The following is a 15,749-nucleotide window of genomic DNA, read 5'->3' on the forward strand; positions in this document are numbered from 1 at the left end:
ATAATATATAATATGTTAAATGAAGACCGGTCTAGCGAGCCAGATCGATGAACAGGATCACCACCGCGAATATGCCGGCCCACGCGCCCGCCATGAAGAAACCCTTCCTCCAGCCGACCTCGCGCGCCCGAAACCCGGCGGCAACCAGAACCAGGAAGCCTGTCAGCGAGATCAGCGAGACAATCTGGTGTTCGTTCACGCGGTCATCTCCAGTCCGTCGAAGCCGACCGTCACATGGTCCGGCACGTCCGCGCACAGGCTGCGGTAATCCATGCTCTTGTCCATATGCGTCAGCACGGTTCGTTTGACCTTCGCCTTGCGCGCGAGGTCGATTGCCATGTCGAGATGCGCATGCGTGGGATGCGGTCGCCTGCGCAGGCAATCGACCACGAGGATATCCGCGCCCGCGAAGCAGCGGACCATCGCAGGCGTTATCTCGCTGAAATCAGTCGCATAAACGATCGACTTGCCGTCGGCATCGAAGCGAAAACCCGTGCTCGTCACCGGTCCGTGCGGCATTTCGACATGGTCGAAGGAAAACCCCGCAACCAGTTGAACATCCTTGATATCTTTGAGCGATACCATTGTCGGATAGCCGAACTGGCCTTCGAAGACATAGTCGAACCGCCGCCGCAGCCGCTCGCAGGTCACGCTGCTGGCGAAGCCCGGCAAGGGATTGCTGCGGTCGTAGCGCATGACCCGCAAATCGTCGATTCCATGGCAGTGATCGGCATGGTCATGCGTCCAGAACACCGCATCGACCTTCTCGATATTGTTGCCGAGCAATTGTGCCCGCAAATCGGTCGAGGTGTCGACAAGGATCTTCTGCCCGGCGTCGTTTTCGACGATCACCGACACGCGCGAGCGCCGGTTGCGCGGCTCGGCGGGATCGCACTCGCCCCAGTCATTGCCAATCCGCGGCACCCCGGTGGACGTGCCGGACCCGAGCATCAGTACCTTCACGCGGCCGCCTTGCTGAAGAGCGCGTAGAAGTTGCGTGTCGTATAGGCCGCCAGGCTCTCAAGGCTTTCCCCGCGCAGACCGGCAAGGAACTGCGCAGTGTCGCGCACGAATCCTGGCTCGCACGGCCGGCCGCGGTGCGGAACGGGCGCGAGGAACGGGCTGTCGGTTTCGACCAGCAGCCGATCTTGCGGGATATCCTTGGCGAATGCCTGCAAGTCCTTCGCATTCTTGAAGGTCACGATGCCGGAGATCGAAACCGACAGGCCGAGTTCGAGCACCCGCTCGCCGAATTCTGCCGAAGCGGTAAAGCAGTGGATCAGCGCGGGGAAGGCCCCCTTCCCCAGCTCGTCCTCGAGGATCGCCAGCGTATCCTGCTCCGCATCGCGCGTATGGATGATGACGGGCAACTGCACTTCGCGCGCGACGTCGATGTGCAGGCGGAACAGGCGCTGCTGTGCTACGCGGTCGGAATGGTCGTAATAATAATCGAGCCCGGTCTCGCCGATCCCGATGACATTGGGATCGCGCGTGGCTTCGAGCAATTCGGCGCGCGTCAGGTCGAGGTGGTCGTCGGCGTTATGCGGATGGATACCCACGCTGGCGAAGACATCTGCCTTTGCCTGCGCGGTCCCGACGACCTGATCCCATTCGGCCCGCTTGGTGGAGATGTTGAGAAAGGCCTCGACCCCTGCCCCGCGCGCACGGTCGAGCGCTGCGGACTGATCTTCGACCAGACCTTCGTATTCGAGATGGCAATGGCTATCGACAAGCATCAGGCTGCCTCCTCTTGCACCAGCTCGAGCCGCGGGAAGACGGGAGTCGGCTTGTCGATCGTGTGGCCCGTAGCCGCGAGCCCTTCGAACCATGCCGTATCGGCGAGATCGGCGTAGTTCCGCCGGTCACCCGCAATCCCCAATTGATCGAGCACCGCGCCGGCCTTTTCGGGGACCACGGGCTGGATAGCGATGGCGAGGTCGCGAATGGCGATGAACAGCGTTTGCAGTACGGCTTTCATGCGTTCGGGATCGGTCTTCTTGAGCGCCCAGGGCGCCTGTTCGTCGACATAGGCATTGCAGGCGTAAACCGCATTGAGCCAGGCTTCGATCCCGACCGAGAAGTTGAGGCTCTCAAACTCGCGCGGCAGAATTTCGGCGCAGGCTTCGCTGACCTTGGCCAGCAACGTTTTGTCGTCCGCTGCCGGGCTGAAACTCTCGAGCTTGCCGTCCATATTCTTGGCAATCATCGACAGCGTGCGCTGCGCGAGGTTACCGAAGCTGTTCGCGAGTTCGGCATTTACCTTGTTTACAAGCGCTTCCGCCGAATAGCTACCATCCTGCCCGAAGGTGACCTCGGCCATCAGGAAGTACCGCAGCGCATCGACGCCGAAGGTCTCTGCGAGTGCCATCGGGTCGGTGACATTGCCCGCCGATTTCGATTCCTTAACCCCGCGATTGAGCAGGAAGCCGTGCCCGAACACCTTTTTCGGCAGCGGCAGGTCGGCGCTCATCAGGAAGGCGGGCCAGTAGATCGTGTGGAAACGGACGATGTCCTTACCGATCAGGTGCAAATCGACGGGCCAGAATTTCTCCCACATCTCGCCGCCATCGGGATAGCCGACACCGGTGATGTAATTGGTCAGCGCATCGACCCAGACATACATCACATGCGCGTCGTCGCCGGGGACCTTCACGCCCCAGTCGAAGCTCGTCCGGCTGACCGATAGGTCCTGCAGTCCGCGTTCGACGAACGCGATCATTTCATTGCGGCGGCTCGCCGGCTCGATGAAGCCTGGCTTGGCGAGCAATTCGAGCAGGGGCTCGGCATAGTTCGACAGGCGGAAGAACCAGGTTTCTTCCTCGGTCCATTCGACCGGCGTGCCCTGCGGCGACAGTTTTTGTCCGCCCTCGCCTTCGACCAGTTCCTTCTCGTCGTAATACGCCTCGTCGCGGATCGAGTACCACCCCTCGTAGCGATCCAGGTAGAGATCACCCTTGGCCTCCATCGCCTGCCAGATCGCCTGGCTCGCGCGGTGGTGGTCGGCATCGGTGGTGCGGATGAAGCGATCATAGGAAATGTTCAACATATCGAACAATTCCCTGAAATGTCCGGACATTTCATCGGCCAGTTCGCGCGGCGTAACGTCCAGGTCGCGCGCCTTCTGCGCCATCTTCAGCCCGTGTTCGTCGGTGCCGGTCTGGAAGCGTACTTCGCGCCCTTGCAGGCGCTGGAAGCGGGCGATTACGTCGGCCGCGATCGTCTCATAGGCATGGCCGATATGCGGCTTGCCATTGGGATAGTGGATCGCGGTCGTCAGATAATAGGGTTCAGCCATCGGCCCGCTCGCTAGCCGTAGCGGCGTTGGCGAGCAAGGTGCCGATTTCCATCGCGAGCAATCCGGCGTCGAAATTATAGGTTGGCTGTTCGCCCGTGAGCCGGACCAGCTCGCTATGCGTATCGATCACCGGACGCGGATCGGCGAGGCTGGGGTCGAGCCGCTGCGCGACGACCGAGCGCGCCAGTTCGAGCACGGCACGGATCCGGTCGCGGTCGGGCCGGGCGCCGATCAGCCCGGCGAGCGTGCCGCGCAGCTGGAAGTCGGGGTCGCCGCGGTCGAGAATATTGCGCATCGCCTGTGCGACCTTGCCGAGCTCCATGTCGACGAACTGGAGTGCTGCGCCGGGCGATCCGGCTGCGGCGGCGATGGCCGCCGCGCGTGTCAGATCGTCTGCGTTGGGGGCAAGATCCGCGAGCAGCCGATCCATGTCCATGTCCGGAATCGTCGGGAAGCGCAGCACCCGGCAGCGCGAGCGGATTGTCGGGAGCAAGCGTGCGGGACTGTGCGCAACCAAGAGGAAGAACGTGCCCACCGGTGGTTCCTCGAGGCTCTTGAGGAGCGCATTTGCTGCGTTCCGCTCGAGGTCGTCGGCGGGATCGATGATGATCGCGCGGCGCTCGCCCAGGGTCGGCCGGGTGCTGAGGCGGGTCTGCATGGCGCGGATTTGCGCAATCCGGATACTGCGTGCCTGCTCGAAAGGCTTGCCATCGGCGCGCTTACGCTCTTCCTTGTCGTCCTTGGGTCCGTAGGTCAGCGTATGGATGTCGGGATGATGCGCTGGGTCCCCCTCGCCGGCGCGGACCAGCGCGCGGGCTGCGGCCAGCGCGAAGGTGGCTTTGCCAAGTCCACGGCGGCCGGCGAGCAGCCAGGCATGATGCATCCGCTCCCCGCCGAGCGCCTCGCGCCATTCGCGCCAGGCGGTCTCGTGACCGAGCAGCATCAGGAAGCCGTCCCGAAGTGCCGCTTAACGGCACCGAGAACACGCTGGTGGACCTCATCGACCGTCCCACTGCCATCGACGATCGCGAAGCGTCCGGGTTCGCTGCGCGCAAACTCGAGAAAGGCGGCATTGACCGACGCGTGATAGTCGGCCGCGCGCCCGCCGATCGCATCGCTGGTTGCCCCATCGCGCTGCACAAGCCGTGCTGCGACATCTGCCGGCGGGACGTCGATGACGATCGTCAGATCGGGCAGCAGGCCCGCGCTGCCGATGTCGTGGAGCGCGGTCACGCTGGCGTCGCCCAGTCCTCCGGCCATGCCCTGGTAGGCGCGGCTCGAATCGAGAAAACGGTCGCACACCACCCAGGCGCCGGCATCGAGCGCAGGGCTGATCCGGCGTGCGACATGGTCGGCGCGCGCGGCGGCGAACAGCAGCGCTTCCGCCTCCAACGTCCATCCCTCGCCCGGCGGTGCCAGAAGCAGGGCGCGGATCGCTTCGGCACCCGGCGTACCCCCCGGTTCGCGCGTCAGCTCGACCTCATGGCCCTGTTCGCGCAGGTGCTCGGCGAGCAGGCGCGCCTGGGTGGATTTGCCCATGCCCTCCCCGCCCTCGAAGGCGATGAATGTCCCGCGGCTCAAGCGACCCAGCTCCGCATGGCATTGAAGACGCGCTGGAGCATGGTTGCCTCGAGCACCTCCTCGCTGGCGACGAGCGGGACGCGGTGGTCGGGCATGCCCTCGATCGAGACGATCAGCTCGGCGACTTCCTCGCCCTTGGCGATCGGCGCCTGCAACGGGCCTTCATAGCGCAGCGCCAGCGAAACCTCGGGCTCGGTTCCCTTGGGCACCGATATCCGCACCGGCCCCGCCGCGGTGAGCCCAACTTCGCCCGCGCCGCCCTGCTGCACGCGGGCGCTGGCGATGCGCGCACCATTGGTGAACAGCACACGGCTGTCGAAATGCTGGAAACCCCATTCGATGAATTGGCGCGAGGCTGCATTGCGCTCCCGCCCACCCGGGCTGCCGGCAACGACCATGACCAGCCGCCGCCCGTCGCGCTGCGCCGAGCCGAGGAAGCCGAACCCCGCCTGGTTGGTGTAGCCGGTCTTGATCCCGTCCGCTCCCGGCACCACCCCGATGATGGGGTCGTGATTGCGTTGCTCGATCCCGTTGTACTTGAGGCCCTTCGCGCCCACGAAATGGCGGTATTTCGTCGGATGGCGGGTCACCATGGCCTGCGCCAGTGTCCCCAGATCGCGCGCCGTGACGAAGGTCTTGCCGTCGTCCATCCAGCCATTGGGATTGCCAAAATGGCTATCCGCCATGCCGATATCGCGCGCCTTGGCATTCATCGCGGCAACCCAGTCGTCGACCGATCCGGCAGCGCCTTCGGCAAGAACGACGGCGCCATCATTGGCGGAGACGGTGGTTACGCCGTGGAGCAGATCGTCAACCGTCACCCGCGCATCGGCAGGCAGGAACATGGTCGATCCCTTGCGGTGCCACTTGCCAAAGGTGTCGGGCCGGACGCCATAGACCTGCTGCGGGAACAGTCGCCCCTCCTCCATCCATTCGAAGGCGAGGAAGGTCGTCATGACCTTCGTGATCGAGGCGGGCATGAAGCGGCGGTCGATATCGCGCGCGTAGAGGATCTGCCCGCTCGACGCGTCGAGCAGGTAGGCGATCGGCGCATTCTCTGCGGGCGGGATCCGCGCGCCCGGTGCGCTTTGTGCACCGAGCGGTGAAGCGACGAGGGCTGTTGCCAATACAGCCAGCGAATTCAGGCAATTACGCAAGTTTGCTCCCGTGCCGGGCGAGAGCCGCGGCGTATCAGTCGAGTGAACGTATTTCCGCGTCGCTATAACCGCGCTCGCGCAGCTTGGCGAGCGCCTGCTCCGCCTGTCCACGGGTGGCGTAGGGGCCGACCCGAACAAGCGCGAGATTGCCGCTGGTCTCGACATAGCCCTGGACCTCGCGCGCCAGCCGGTCGGCATTGGCGCGAACCGAAAAGGCGCCGAGCTGGACCGTGTAAGTCCCATCCGCGGTCACCGGGACCATCAGCGGTGCACGCGCTGGGCCGCCCTCGACCGCCATCGGCAGTTCGGGGCGGGTAACCGCACTATCTTCGGCGGGAGCCGGCGGGCTATCGGGATCGTCCTGGGTCGGGGCCAGCGCAGCTTCCTCGTCGGGGTCGAGCGTGGCGATAGCACCGGGAACCGGCGCGGTGCCACTGACCTGTGCCTGCCTTGCATCGCCCAGCGGCGCCGAACCGCGTTCGGGCAAGCGCCGCTTGAGCACTTCGAGCAGGCCCGCAGGCGTATCCATCTTCGGCGGTGCCTCGCCCCCGGCGCGCAGCTGCGCGCGTTGCTCTTCGGGCGGATTGACCCGGCGCATCCGCACCGGCGCACCTTCGCCAACGCCCAGCTGCGCCAAGGCCGCTTCGGAAAGCGAGACGAGGCGGTCGTTGGTCATCGGTCCGCGCCGTTCGATCCGGACGAGCACGGTGCGTCCCGTGTCGAGCGCAGTGACTTCGACATAGCTGGGCAGCGGCAATGTGCGGTGCGCGCCCGTGACGCCCGCAGCGCCGGGCTCGTCGATGGTGGCATAGCCGACCTGGTCGTAATTCATCGTGTCGACGGGGGTGTAGGTGATACCGTCCACCGTGAATGGATCGCCGACCACCACCGGATAATCCGCCGCCGGTCCGTTTGCGATCGAGCGCTCCACCGGACCGGAAGCGGTCTGCGCGGTGCTGGCGCAGGCGCCGAGGCTGAGCAGCCCGAGACCCGCGACCGAGGCGAACGATATCCTAATTGGCAATTTCATCGGCCAGCAGCCCTACACTCATCGCGTAATAGTTCGAGCAATTATACTCGAGGATCACCCGATAATTCGAGGTTAAGAGCCAGGCCGGTGTTCCCGGACCGTCGGGCTGGAACAGTGTGACGAGCGTATTCTCGTCGAGCGCACGCTGGGGCTGGACGCCCAATGCGCGCCATTCGGCGACCGACCTGTAGACACTGTGCCGCTCGTGGACGCGTGAACACACCGGGGCGACGATGCGCGTGCGATGCGCAGCGACATCGAAGCCCGAGGGCAGGTAAGCGCGCACGCCCCAGGGCTGGCCAGTGCGCCAGCCGGCATCGCGGAAGTAGTTCGCGATCGATGCCAGCGCATCGGCGCCGTTGTTCATGATATCGGCGCGTCCGTCGCCATTCCCGTCGGTAGCGAGCCGCAGATAGACCGACGGCAGGAATTGCGGATTGCCGAAGGCGCCCGCCCAGCTGCCCTTGAGCTCGCCGCGCGAATAACCCTTGTCGGCCACTTTCATCAGCGCGACCCACTCACTCGAGAAGAGCTCGCGGCGGCGCCCTTCCCAGGCGAGCGTTGCCAGCGCCTGCGACAGGTCGAACCCGCCCTTCACCGCGCCATAGGCGGTTTCATGCCCCCAGATCGCGACGAGCACCTCGCTGGGGACGCCATATTCACGCTCTATCGCGCGCAACGATCCCGACCAGCTTGCCCGCGCGTCACGGCCGCCGCGAATGCGCGCCGCATCGACATGCGAAGCGATGTAGGGCGCGAGCGGCGGATAGCCCGTGCTGGTGGGCGCGCCGGGCTGGCCGCGGTCGAGTTCGATCACCCGGTAATTGGGCGCGAGCCCTGCGGTCATCCGCTGGAGCGTGCCCTCGCCCACCCCTTCGGCCCTCGCCCGCGCCATGAGCAGCTGGAGGTACGCGTCGAAGCTCAACCCCTCCTGCGCCTGGGCGGGGATAGCGGGGAGCGAGAGGGCGATGGCCCCGAGGGCAGCGAGCAAGCGTCGGAAAATCATGCGCTGATTGTCGCAGAGCGAAGCTGAACGGCAAGTGTCATTCGTCGTTTACGGGAAACCTCCCGCCCCTGTTCCTGGAAATGCGTGACAAGCCGCGGCGATTTGACTAGCTAGCGCCGCGCTCGCGGAGAGGTGGCAGAGCGGTTGAATGCACCGGTCTTGAAAACCGGCAAGGGTGCAAGCCCTTCGTGGGTTCGAATCCCACCCTCTCCGCCACGATCTCCGGTCAGTCCTCGTCGCCCGGTTTGCGGACCAGCGACTGGGCCTTGCGATCGCCCTTCGGATAGTCCTCCGGATCGATCGATGACTGGTTCTGCAACGCCTTGTGATCCTTGATCGTCTTGCTGTCATCGGCGTCCTGTGCCACGTCGTCCTGGGCTTGCGGCGTATCGCGTTCGGTAATGGTCATCATGGTCTCCTTTCCCCCTCAACGCCCGTCATGCCGACAAGTTGCGTCTAGCGGCCGCGCGCAGCGATCTCGTCCATCGCCTCGCGCAGCTTGGGGTCCCATTCGGCCTTGAGTTCCCTGATCTTGGCGAGCAGTTCCTCGTTCTCGTAGGCAGGGATGTCGAGCCGATAGGTATCGGCCACATCGCGCATCGAGGTCCGGTCCATGGTCTCGAAGGCCTCGACCATGGCGATGGCGGACTGGCGATCGAAGCCCAGCGCCTCATAGACCGAACGGCCCATCCGCAGGCTGCTGTCGTAGGTTTCGCGGACGATGTCGCGGCAACCCATCGCCCACAGGTGATAGACATGGTCGCGGTCCTTGGCGCGCGCGACCACGTGCAATTGCGGGAAGTTGGCGCAGGCATAGCGCACCAGCTTGTCGATCTGCTCGCGCTCGTCGAGCGCCACCACGAGGATACGCGCGCGTTCGATCCCCGCGCTGGCGAGCAGGTCGGGCCGGGTGGCATCGCCGTAATAGGTCGAGACGCCGAACTTTTTCAGGACCTCGAGATGCTCGCTGTTGTAGTCGATCACCGTGGCGCGGTGGCCCGAGGCATCGAGCATCCGGTCGACGATCCCGCCGACCCGTCCGCGCCCGGCGATGATGATCGGATTATCCTCGTCGATGGCATCGGCTTCGCGGTCGCCCTGCCCCGCGCAATAGGCATGCGCGATCAGCTTGTCATAGGCGATGAACAGCAGCGGGGTGACGAGCATGGTCAACGCGACGATGAGCAAGAGCTGCGCGGCGAACTCGGGGGCGAAGACCGCATTGGCGACGCCGAAGGCGATCAGTACGAAGGCGAACTCGCCCGCCTGCGGGAGGCTGAGGCAGAACAGCCACAGCGCCTGATGCCGCAGCCCGTAGAGCCAGCCGACGACCAGCAGCACCGCCATCTTGGCAGCGATGGTGACCGCGGCCCAGAACAGCACCGAATCCCAGATCGTCGCGGCGAGGCCGAAGTCGATCCCCGCCCCCACGGTGATGAAGAACAGGCCCAGCAGCAGCCCCTTGAACGGGTTGATGTCGCTTTCGAGCTCGTGCCGGTACTCGCTGGTCGCGAGCACCACGCCGGCAATGAAGGCGCCGAGCGCGGGCGACAGGCCGACCAGCGACATCAGCAGCGCGATCCCGATCACCACCACCAGTGCGGCGGCGGTGAACAGTTCGCGCAGATTGGCGCGCGCGATGTAGCGGAACAGCGGGCGGATCGCGAAGATGCCGATGGCGATCACCGCCGCCACCGCGCCTACGCGCGTCGCCGCCGCGATCCAGATCGACATGGGCGCGGTAAGGTCGATCCCGCCATGCGCCCCGCCCTCGCCGTGACTTGTGGCCAGTGATGCAAGCTCGGGCAGCGCGAGCAGCGGCACCAGCGCGAGGATCGGGATGACTGCGACATCCTGGACCAGCAGCACCGAGAAGCTGGCCTCGCCGCCCTGCGTGCGCATCAGCCCCTTTTCGGTCAGCGTCTGGACGATGATCGCGGTCGAGCTGAGCGCGAGGACCATGCCGACCGCCAGCGCGGTCTGCCAGGGCTGGTCGGCGAGCAGCGCGATACCGGTCAGCACCAGCGTGGTCAGCACCACCTGCCCGCCGCCGAGCCCGGCAAGCTTGCCGCGCATCGCCCACAGCCGCTTGGGTTCCATTTCGAGCCCGATGATGAACAGCATCATCACCACACCGAATTCGGCGAAGACCTGCAGCGCCTCGACATCGACCGACAGCGCTGCGAGCAGCGGCGCTATCGCCATGCCTGCAAGCAGGTAGCCGAGCACCGAGCCAAGCCCGAGGCGGGTGGCCAGCGGCACCGCGAGGACCCCGGCCAGGAGGATCAGGAAAGCCAGGATCAGGAAACCGGTCACGCTGTCATCCCCCTCGCGCCGCGGCGCGTGTCAGGCCTCAGATATGGAGCGCGCGGCCATAGCTCGCAAGCACGCTCTCATGCATCGATTCGCTGATCGTGGGATGCGGGAACACCGTCTGCATCAACTCGGCCTCGGTGGTCTCGAGCGTCTTGCCCACGACGAAGCCCTGGATCATCTCGGTGACCTCGGCGCCAATCATATGCGCGCCGAGCAGTTCGCCGGTCTTCGCATCGAACACGGTCTTCACGAAGCCCTCGGCCTCGCCCAGCGCGATGGCCTTGCCGTTGCCGATGAAAGGGAAGGTGCCCGCCTTCACTGCGCGGCCCGCTTCCTTCGCCTTCGCCTCGGTCAGCCCGACACTGGCGATCTGCGGGCGGCAATAGGTGCAGCCCGGGATGTTGGCGCGGTCGAGCGGGTGCGGGTGGACGTCCTTGTTGCCCAGTTCCTTGGCGATGGCTTCGGCAGTGGTGACGCCCTCGTGGCTCGCCTTATGCGCCAGCCACGGTCCGGGCGTGCAGTCGCCGATCGCCCACAGGCCCTTCGACTTGGTGCGCCCGTAATCGTCGATCTGGATGAAACCGCGGTCCATTTCGGCCAGCTTTTCCAGCCCGACATTCTCGGTATTCGGGACGATGCCGATAGCGGTAATGCAATGGCTGAATTCGGTCTCGCTTACCTTGCCCTTGCTGTCCTTGATCTTGGCGGTCACGCCCTTGGCGGTGACCTTGAGGTCCTCGACGCCAGCGCCGGTTATGATCGTCATGCCCTGCTTGGTGAGGCTCTTCTCGAGGAAGGCCGAGACCTCCGCGTCCTCGACCGGCACCACGCGGTCGAGCATTTCGACCACGGTCACATCGACGCCCATGTCGTTGTAGAAGCTGGCGAACTCGATCCCGATCGCACCGCTGCCGATCACCAGCAGCTTCTTCGGCATTTCCTTGGGCGTCATCGCGTGCCGATAGGTCCACACGCGCTTGCCGTCGGCAGGGGCGAAGGGCAGGTCACGCGCGCGCGCGCCGGTGGCGACGATCACATGGCTGGCGGTGAGCTTTTCCTCGCCCTTCTCGCCTTTCACGGTGAGGCTGGTCGGGCCGGTCAGCGTGCCCTCGCCCATATGCACCGCGATCTTGTTCTTCTTCATCAGGTGCGTGACGCCCTGGTTGAGCTGATTGGCGACCCCGCGGCTGCGCTTCACCACCGCTTCGAGATCGGCCTCGATCGCGCCCGCGATCTTGAGCCCGTAATCCTTGGCATGCTGCGCATAATGCAGGATCTCGGCCGAACGCAGCAGCGCCTTGGTCGGGATGCAGCCCCAGTTGAGGCAAATCCCGCCAAGCAGTTCGCGCTCGACGATGGCGGTCTTGAGCCCCAGCTGCGCGCAGCGGATCGCCGCGACATAGCCGCCCGGGCCGCTGCCGAGCACGATGACGTCGTATTTGGTGTCAGCCATGATTCGTCTCTGTAGTCTCTCGTTTGGTCGCAGACATGGACCGGGCGTTACACGGTCCAAGCGAAGAAAATCCGGTTCGCGCGGGACCGCGATGTGCGGCGGTCCGGAGCGGGGAATGCGTGCGGGTCATGCGGGTGCGTATCGCATGGGCCCGGGCCTGTAGGACAGCGCTCATAGCCCCTCTCCCCTCGCGGGAGAGGGGTTGGGGAGTGGGGGCCGAAGCGCAGCAAGGATCGCTTCGCCCGCCGCATCGGTGTCGCGCAGGATATCGTTGTTCCACAACCGCAGAATGCGAAAGCCCTGCGATTTCAGCCACGCATCGCGCGCCTGATCAGCGGCGTTCTCGACATGCTGAGACCCGTCCGCCTCGACGATCAGCCTCTCGGCGAAGCACACGAAGTCGACGATATAGTCGCCGATCTGCTCCTGGCGCTTGAATTTGGCGCCGTCCATCCGACCCGCGCGCAGGATAGACCATAGCCGGGTCTCCGCCTCGGTCGGCTCGCGCCGCATGCGTTTGGCCAGGGGAAGAAGGTCACGCTTGCCCCCTCTCCTTCCCACCGCTGCGCGGCGGGCCCCTTCCTCTCCCGCAAGGGGAGAGGCGTTCACCGTCCCCCTCTCCCCTTGCGGGAGAGGGTCGGGGAGAGGGGGCTGCGACATTCCTATCAAGCCCACCGCTCCGCCACCGCGCGGGGCCGGTCGTTTTCGTCGAGCAGGACGAATTTGAACGTGCCCTGCGCCACTCGGGTTTCGGCTTCGCCATTGCGCTCGCGGGCGATGGCTTCGGCGGTGATGGTGAGCGAGGTGTTACCGGTCGCGGCGATATCGCAATAGACCGACAGCTCGTCACCCACCTGCATCGCACCGGGAAAGGCGAAATCACTTGCCGAGACGACCACCGCCTTGCCCTGCCCCTCGCGGCTTGCGAGCGAACCGGCGCCGAGCGCCATCTGACTCATCAGCCACCCGCCGAACACCCCGCCATAGGGGTTGAGGTCGGTGGGCATTGCGGTGACGCGGATCATGGGGGAGCGGTCAGGCATCTTCGAGATACCTTTCGACGCTTAGATACCACGCGGCAGCTGACATGACGCCTCCGAGGGCGCCAAAGAGTCCTCCGGTGCCCCCAGTTTCTGGACCCAGCCATAGCCCAAAAAAAATGAGGCCTGTCACGCCCCCGGAAATCAGACCGACGGGAATGAGCCAGCGAGGGTTAGTAGAGCGTCCCGTGCTCCGTAATACGCCCAAGGCAGGCAAACCGACTAACAGACCACCGAGAACAAGAAAAATTGCATAAAAGGGAGCCAGATAGATCGGTCCAAAAGCGAGATATTCCCAAGCGAAATTCGACCCTACTGAACCATCCATGACCGACCAAAAACCGCCGATGTAAGCAAGCGCTGCTGAAACACCGATCGCTATGAAAAAGAAGGAGAGGAGCTGCCTAGTGTTGCTCAAACCACCAGCCCCATCGGGTTTTCGCACAGTTGCTGGAAAGCCTCCATCAGTCGCGCGCCGTCGGCGCCGTCGATGGCGCGGTGGTCGAAGCTGCCGGTTGCGCTCATTACGGTGGCGACGCCCAATGCGCCGTCGATCACATGCGGGCGCTGTTCGCCCGCGCCGACCGCGAGGATCATCGCTTGCGGCGGGTTGATCACCGCGTCGAACTGCTTGGTGCCAAACATGCCGAGATTGGACAGGCTGGCGGTGCCGCCCTGGTATTCCTGCGGCTGCAGCTTGTTGTCCTTCGCCTTGGTCGCCAGTTCCTTCATCTCGGTGCTGATCTGCGCGAGACCCTTCCTGCCCGCATCGCGGATGATCGGGGTGATCAGACCCGAGGGCGCGGCGACCGCGACCGAGATATCCTCGCGGGAATATTGGTACAGCTCGTCGCCCTGGAAGCTGACATTGCATGCGGGCACGCGCTGGAGCGCGCGGGCGAGCGCCTTGATCAGCAGATCGTTGACCGAGAGCTTGACGCCGTCCGCCTCGAGGCTGGCATTGAGCTGCTTGCGCAGGTCGAGCAGCGCATCGAGCCGCACGTCGACGGTGAGGTAGATATGCGGGATCGTCTGCTTGGCTTCGGTCAGGCGGCGCGCGATGACCTTGCGGACATTGTTGAGCTTGGTCGCTTCATAAGGCGCATCGAGATCGCCGCCGAGCGTCGCGGGCCTGGGCGGCGCGCTGGCCGCGGGCGCAGACGCTTCGGCCTTCGCGGGGGCCGCCCCGGCTTCGAGCCCTTCGACATCGGCCCTGATGATCCGGCCGCGCGGGCCGGAGCCGGTCACGCCCGCAAGATCAACGCCCTTCTGTTCGGCGATCCGGCGCGCGAGCGGCGAGGCGATGATGCGATCCTTGCCCGTCGCCCCAGCGGAAGCCGGGGTCGCTTTCGGCTGCGCGGACCCGTTGGCGGTCCCAGCTTGCGCTGGGACGACGTCCTTTTCTTCGGACTTAGCGGGGGTGGCTTCTGGCTCGCTTTCCGCTTCGCTCGTCGTATCAGCCGGCGCCGCAGCGGCCGCTTCGTCGAGATCCTCGCCTTCCTCGGCGAGCATCGCGATCACGGTGCCGACCTTTACGCCCTCGCTGCCTTCCTCGACTGCGATGCTGGCAATCGTGCCTTCATCGACGGCCTCGAATTCCATCGTCGCCTTGTCGGTTTCGATCTCGGCCATGATGTCGCCGGCCTCGACCTTGTCCCCCGGCTTTACCAGCCATTTGGCGAGCGTGCCCTCCTCCATGGTGGGCGACAGGGCGGGCATCTTGATCGGCGTGGGCATGGTCTGACGTTACGTCCTCGCTGGGGAGAGAGTTGTGCCGCGACCTCTGCCGAAGATGCCCCTGCGCTGCAAGGTCCTTGCGCAGAATACGAATTTACGGGTAACCCGCGCGCAAGGATCGGGGAGCAATTATGCGCACATACCTTGTCGTGATGGACGAGACCGAGGAGGCCAAGCAGGCGCTGCGGTTTGCCTCGCTGCGCGCGCAGAAGACCGGCGGATCGGTGCATATCCTCGCGCTCGTGCCGCAGCAGACCTTCAACGCCTTCGGCGGGGTCCAGGCGACGATCGAACAGGAAGCGCGCGAACGCGCCGAGGTGATGGCCAATTCCGCCGCGGGCAACATCTTTGCCGAAAGCGGCAAGATGCCCACCATCGCGGTGCGGCCGGGATCACCCGCCGATGTCATCCGCAAATATATCGACGAGCCCGGCAATATCGCCGCGCTGGTGCTGGCGACGCATGCCGAGGGCGGCTCGGGCCCGCTGGTGACGCATTTCGCGGCGCATGCGGGGCAATTGCCCTGCCCGCTCTACCTCGTCCCCGGCGGGCTGAGCCGCGAAGACATCGACCGACTCGCCTGAGCGATCAGCTCAGCGTGCCGCGCGTCGGATAATCCTTGTCCAGCGTGAAGCTGATACCGCTCAGCAGGTCATCGAGATCGGGCCGCGTGAACGGCGCGTTCTGGACCACGGCGAAATGCAGCGTGCCATCGGGCTTTACCAGGAACAGCCCCGGTTCGGAGAAGATGTCGGGTTCCTCGCTGCCGTCACGCTTTTCGCTGATGTAGAGGCCCCATTCGCGGGCCTTGTCCTCGCTCAGCGAATGCGCCAGCGGGACATCGCCCGTGTCCCATTCCTCATGGCTGACCGCGGCGCGTTCGGGGCTGTCCATCGACACGGCAAAGACATTGATGCCCTTGTCGGTGAACTGGTCGAGCTTGCCGCTCAGCTCGGTAAGGTACTTCCTGCAGATCGGGCAATGCTTGCCGCGGTAGAACACCAGCATGGTGAACGCCTCGGGCTGCTGCTTCGACAGTTCGAAGCGCGCATCGATGGTGAGCGGCAGGTCGAGATCGGGGACGGGCTGGCCGGGGGTAAGCTGGGTCATGAAGGCTCCTTCACCAACCCAATG

Annotated in this window: 17 protein-coding genes and 1 tRNA gene; 2 read left to right on the forward strand and 16 right to left on the reverse strand. The window is 65.0% G+C overall.

Going from position 1 to position 15,749, the window contains the following annotated elements:
- Positions 1-31: 31 nt before the first annotated feature.
- The 9 genes from V6B15_RS05980 to V6B15_RS06020 form a co-directional block, all read right to left on the reverse strand.
- Positions 32-199 carry a hypothetical protein gene (locus tag V6B15_RS05980; protein ID WP_320180208.1) on the reverse strand — a complete coding sequence of 56 codons (168 nt, stop codon included), beginning with the start codon at positions 197-199 and terminating at the stop codon, positions 32-34.
- Positions 196-963 (reverse strand): MBL fold metallo-hydrolase, encoded by a 768-nt coding sequence (locus tag V6B15_RS05985; RefSeq protein WP_334200411.1) that lies wholly within the window; start codon positions 961-963, stop codon positions 196-198. The genes V6B15_RS05980 and V6B15_RS05985 overlap by 4 nt, the downstream gene beginning before the upstream one ends.
- Positions 960-1,736, reverse strand: coding sequence for a TatD family hydrolase (locus V6B15_RS05990; protein WP_334200412.1), 777 nt, complete (start codon positions 1,734-1,736; stop codon positions 960-962). The genes V6B15_RS05985 and V6B15_RS05990 overlap by 4 nt, the downstream gene beginning before the upstream one ends.
- The gene (gene metG, locus V6B15_RS05995) at positions 1,736-3,295 is read right to left on the reverse strand and encodes a methionine--tRNA ligase (RefSeq protein WP_334200413.1); all 1,560 of its coding nucleotides are present in this window, start codon (positions 3,293-3,295) and stop codon (positions 1,736-1,738) included. Before metG ends, V6B15_RS05990 begins: the two co-directional genes overlap by 1 nt.
- Positions 3,288-4,238 carry a DNA polymerase III subunit delta' gene (locus V6B15_RS06000; protein WP_334200414.1) on the reverse strand — a complete coding sequence of 317 codons (951 nt, stop codon included), beginning with the start codon at positions 4,236-4,238 and terminating at the stop codon, positions 3,288-3,290. Before V6B15_RS06000 ends, metG begins: the two co-directional genes overlap by 8 nt.
- Complete coding sequence (gene tmk / locus V6B15_RS06005; RefSeq protein WP_334200415.1) at positions 4,238-4,876, reverse strand: dTMP kinase; 639 nt, start codon at positions 4,874-4,876, stop codon at positions 4,238-4,240. The genes V6B15_RS06000 and tmk overlap by 1 nt, the downstream gene beginning before the upstream one ends.
- On the reverse strand, positions 4,873-6,003 hold the full coding sequence (locus tag V6B15_RS06010) for a D-alanyl-D-alanine carboxypeptidase family protein (protein WP_334200416.1): 1,131 nt from the start codon (positions 6,001-6,003) through the stop codon (positions 4,873-4,875). Before V6B15_RS06010 ends, tmk begins: the two co-directional genes overlap by 4 nt.
- A gap of 64 nt (positions 6,004-6,067) precedes the next feature.
- Positions 6,068-7,063, reverse strand: coding sequence for an SPOR domain-containing protein (locus V6B15_RS06015; protein WP_334200417.1), 996 nt, complete (start codon positions 7,061-7,063; stop codon positions 6,068-6,070).
- Positions 7,047-8,069 (reverse strand): lytic murein transglycosylase, encoded by a 1,023-nt coding sequence (locus tag V6B15_RS06020; RefSeq protein ID WP_334200418.1) that lies wholly within the window; start codon positions 8,067-8,069, stop codon positions 7,047-7,049. Before V6B15_RS06020 ends, V6B15_RS06015 begins: the two co-directional genes overlap by 17 nt.
- Before the next feature lie 126 nt (positions 8,070-8,195).
- On the opposite strand from V6B15_RS06020, the gene V6B15_RS06025 reads away from it, so the two are divergent.
- Positions 8,196-8,285: transfer RNA gene (locus V6B15_RS06025), tRNA-Ser, on the forward strand.
- A gap of 10 nt (positions 8,286-8,295) precedes the next feature.
- Here V6B15_RS06025 and V6B15_RS06030 read toward each other — a convergent pair.
- From V6B15_RS06030 to V6B15_RS06055, 6 genes are all read right to left on the reverse strand, one after another.
- Positions 8,296-8,478 carry a hypothetical protein gene (locus tag V6B15_RS06030; RefSeq protein ID WP_334200419.1) on the reverse strand — a complete coding sequence of 61 codons (183 nt, stop codon included), beginning with the start codon at positions 8,476-8,478 and terminating at the stop codon, positions 8,296-8,298.
- A gap of 47 nt (positions 8,479-8,525) precedes the next feature.
- Entirely contained in the window at positions 8,526-10,385 is a 1,860-nt protein-coding gene (locus tag V6B15_RS06035; protein ID WP_334200420.1) for a cation:proton antiporter domain-containing protein, read from the reverse strand.
- A gap of 37 nt (positions 10,386-10,422) precedes the next feature.
- Positions 10,423-11,838 carry a dihydrolipoyl dehydrogenase gene (gene lpdA, locus V6B15_RS06040; protein WP_334200421.1) on the reverse strand — a complete coding sequence of 472 codons (1,416 nt, stop codon included), beginning with the start codon at positions 11,836-11,838 and terminating at the stop codon, positions 10,423-10,425.
- Between the two features lie 171 nt (positions 11,839-12,009).
- Complete coding sequence (locus V6B15_RS06045; protein WP_334200422.1) at positions 12,010-12,351, reverse strand: endonuclease domain-containing protein; 342 nt, start codon at positions 12,349-12,351, stop codon at positions 12,010-12,012.
- A 152-nt stretch (positions 12,352-12,503) separates the two neighbouring features.
- A complete protein-coding gene (locus V6B15_RS06050) occupies positions 12,504-12,881 on the reverse strand; it encodes an acyl-CoA thioesterase (protein ID WP_334200423.1) in 378 nt (125 codons plus the stop codon).
- Positions 12,882-13,292: 411 nt separating this feature from the next.
- Positions 13,293-14,615, reverse strand: a complete 1,323-nt coding sequence (locus V6B15_RS06055; protein WP_334200424.1) for a pyruvate dehydrogenase complex dihydrolipoamide acetyltransferase — start codon at positions 14,613-14,615, stop codon at positions 13,293-13,295.
- Positions 14,616-14,746: 131 nt separating this feature from the next.
- Here V6B15_RS06055 and V6B15_RS06060 point away from each other — a divergent pair, with 131 nt between their 5' ends.
- The gene (locus V6B15_RS06060; protein ID WP_334200425.1) at positions 14,747-15,199 is read left to right on the forward strand and encodes a universal stress protein; all 453 of its coding nucleotides are present in this window, start codon (positions 14,747-14,749) and stop codon (positions 15,197-15,199) included.
- 4 nt (positions 15,200-15,203) lie between these two features.
- Here the strand turns inward: V6B15_RS06060 and V6B15_RS06065 are convergent, their stop codons facing one another.
- The gene (locus V6B15_RS06065; RefSeq protein ID WP_334200426.1) at positions 15,204-15,725 is read right to left on the reverse strand and encodes a peroxiredoxin-like family protein; all 522 of its coding nucleotides are present in this window, start codon (positions 15,723-15,725) and stop codon (positions 15,204-15,206) included.
- Positions 15,726-15,749 lie beyond the last annotated feature (24 nt).

It is taken from the genome of Qipengyuania sp. Mu-71, assembly GCF_036867055.1.
GTDB lineage: Bacteria > Pseudomonadota > Alphaproteobacteria > Sphingomonadales > Sphingomonadaceae > Qipengyuania > Qipengyuania profunda.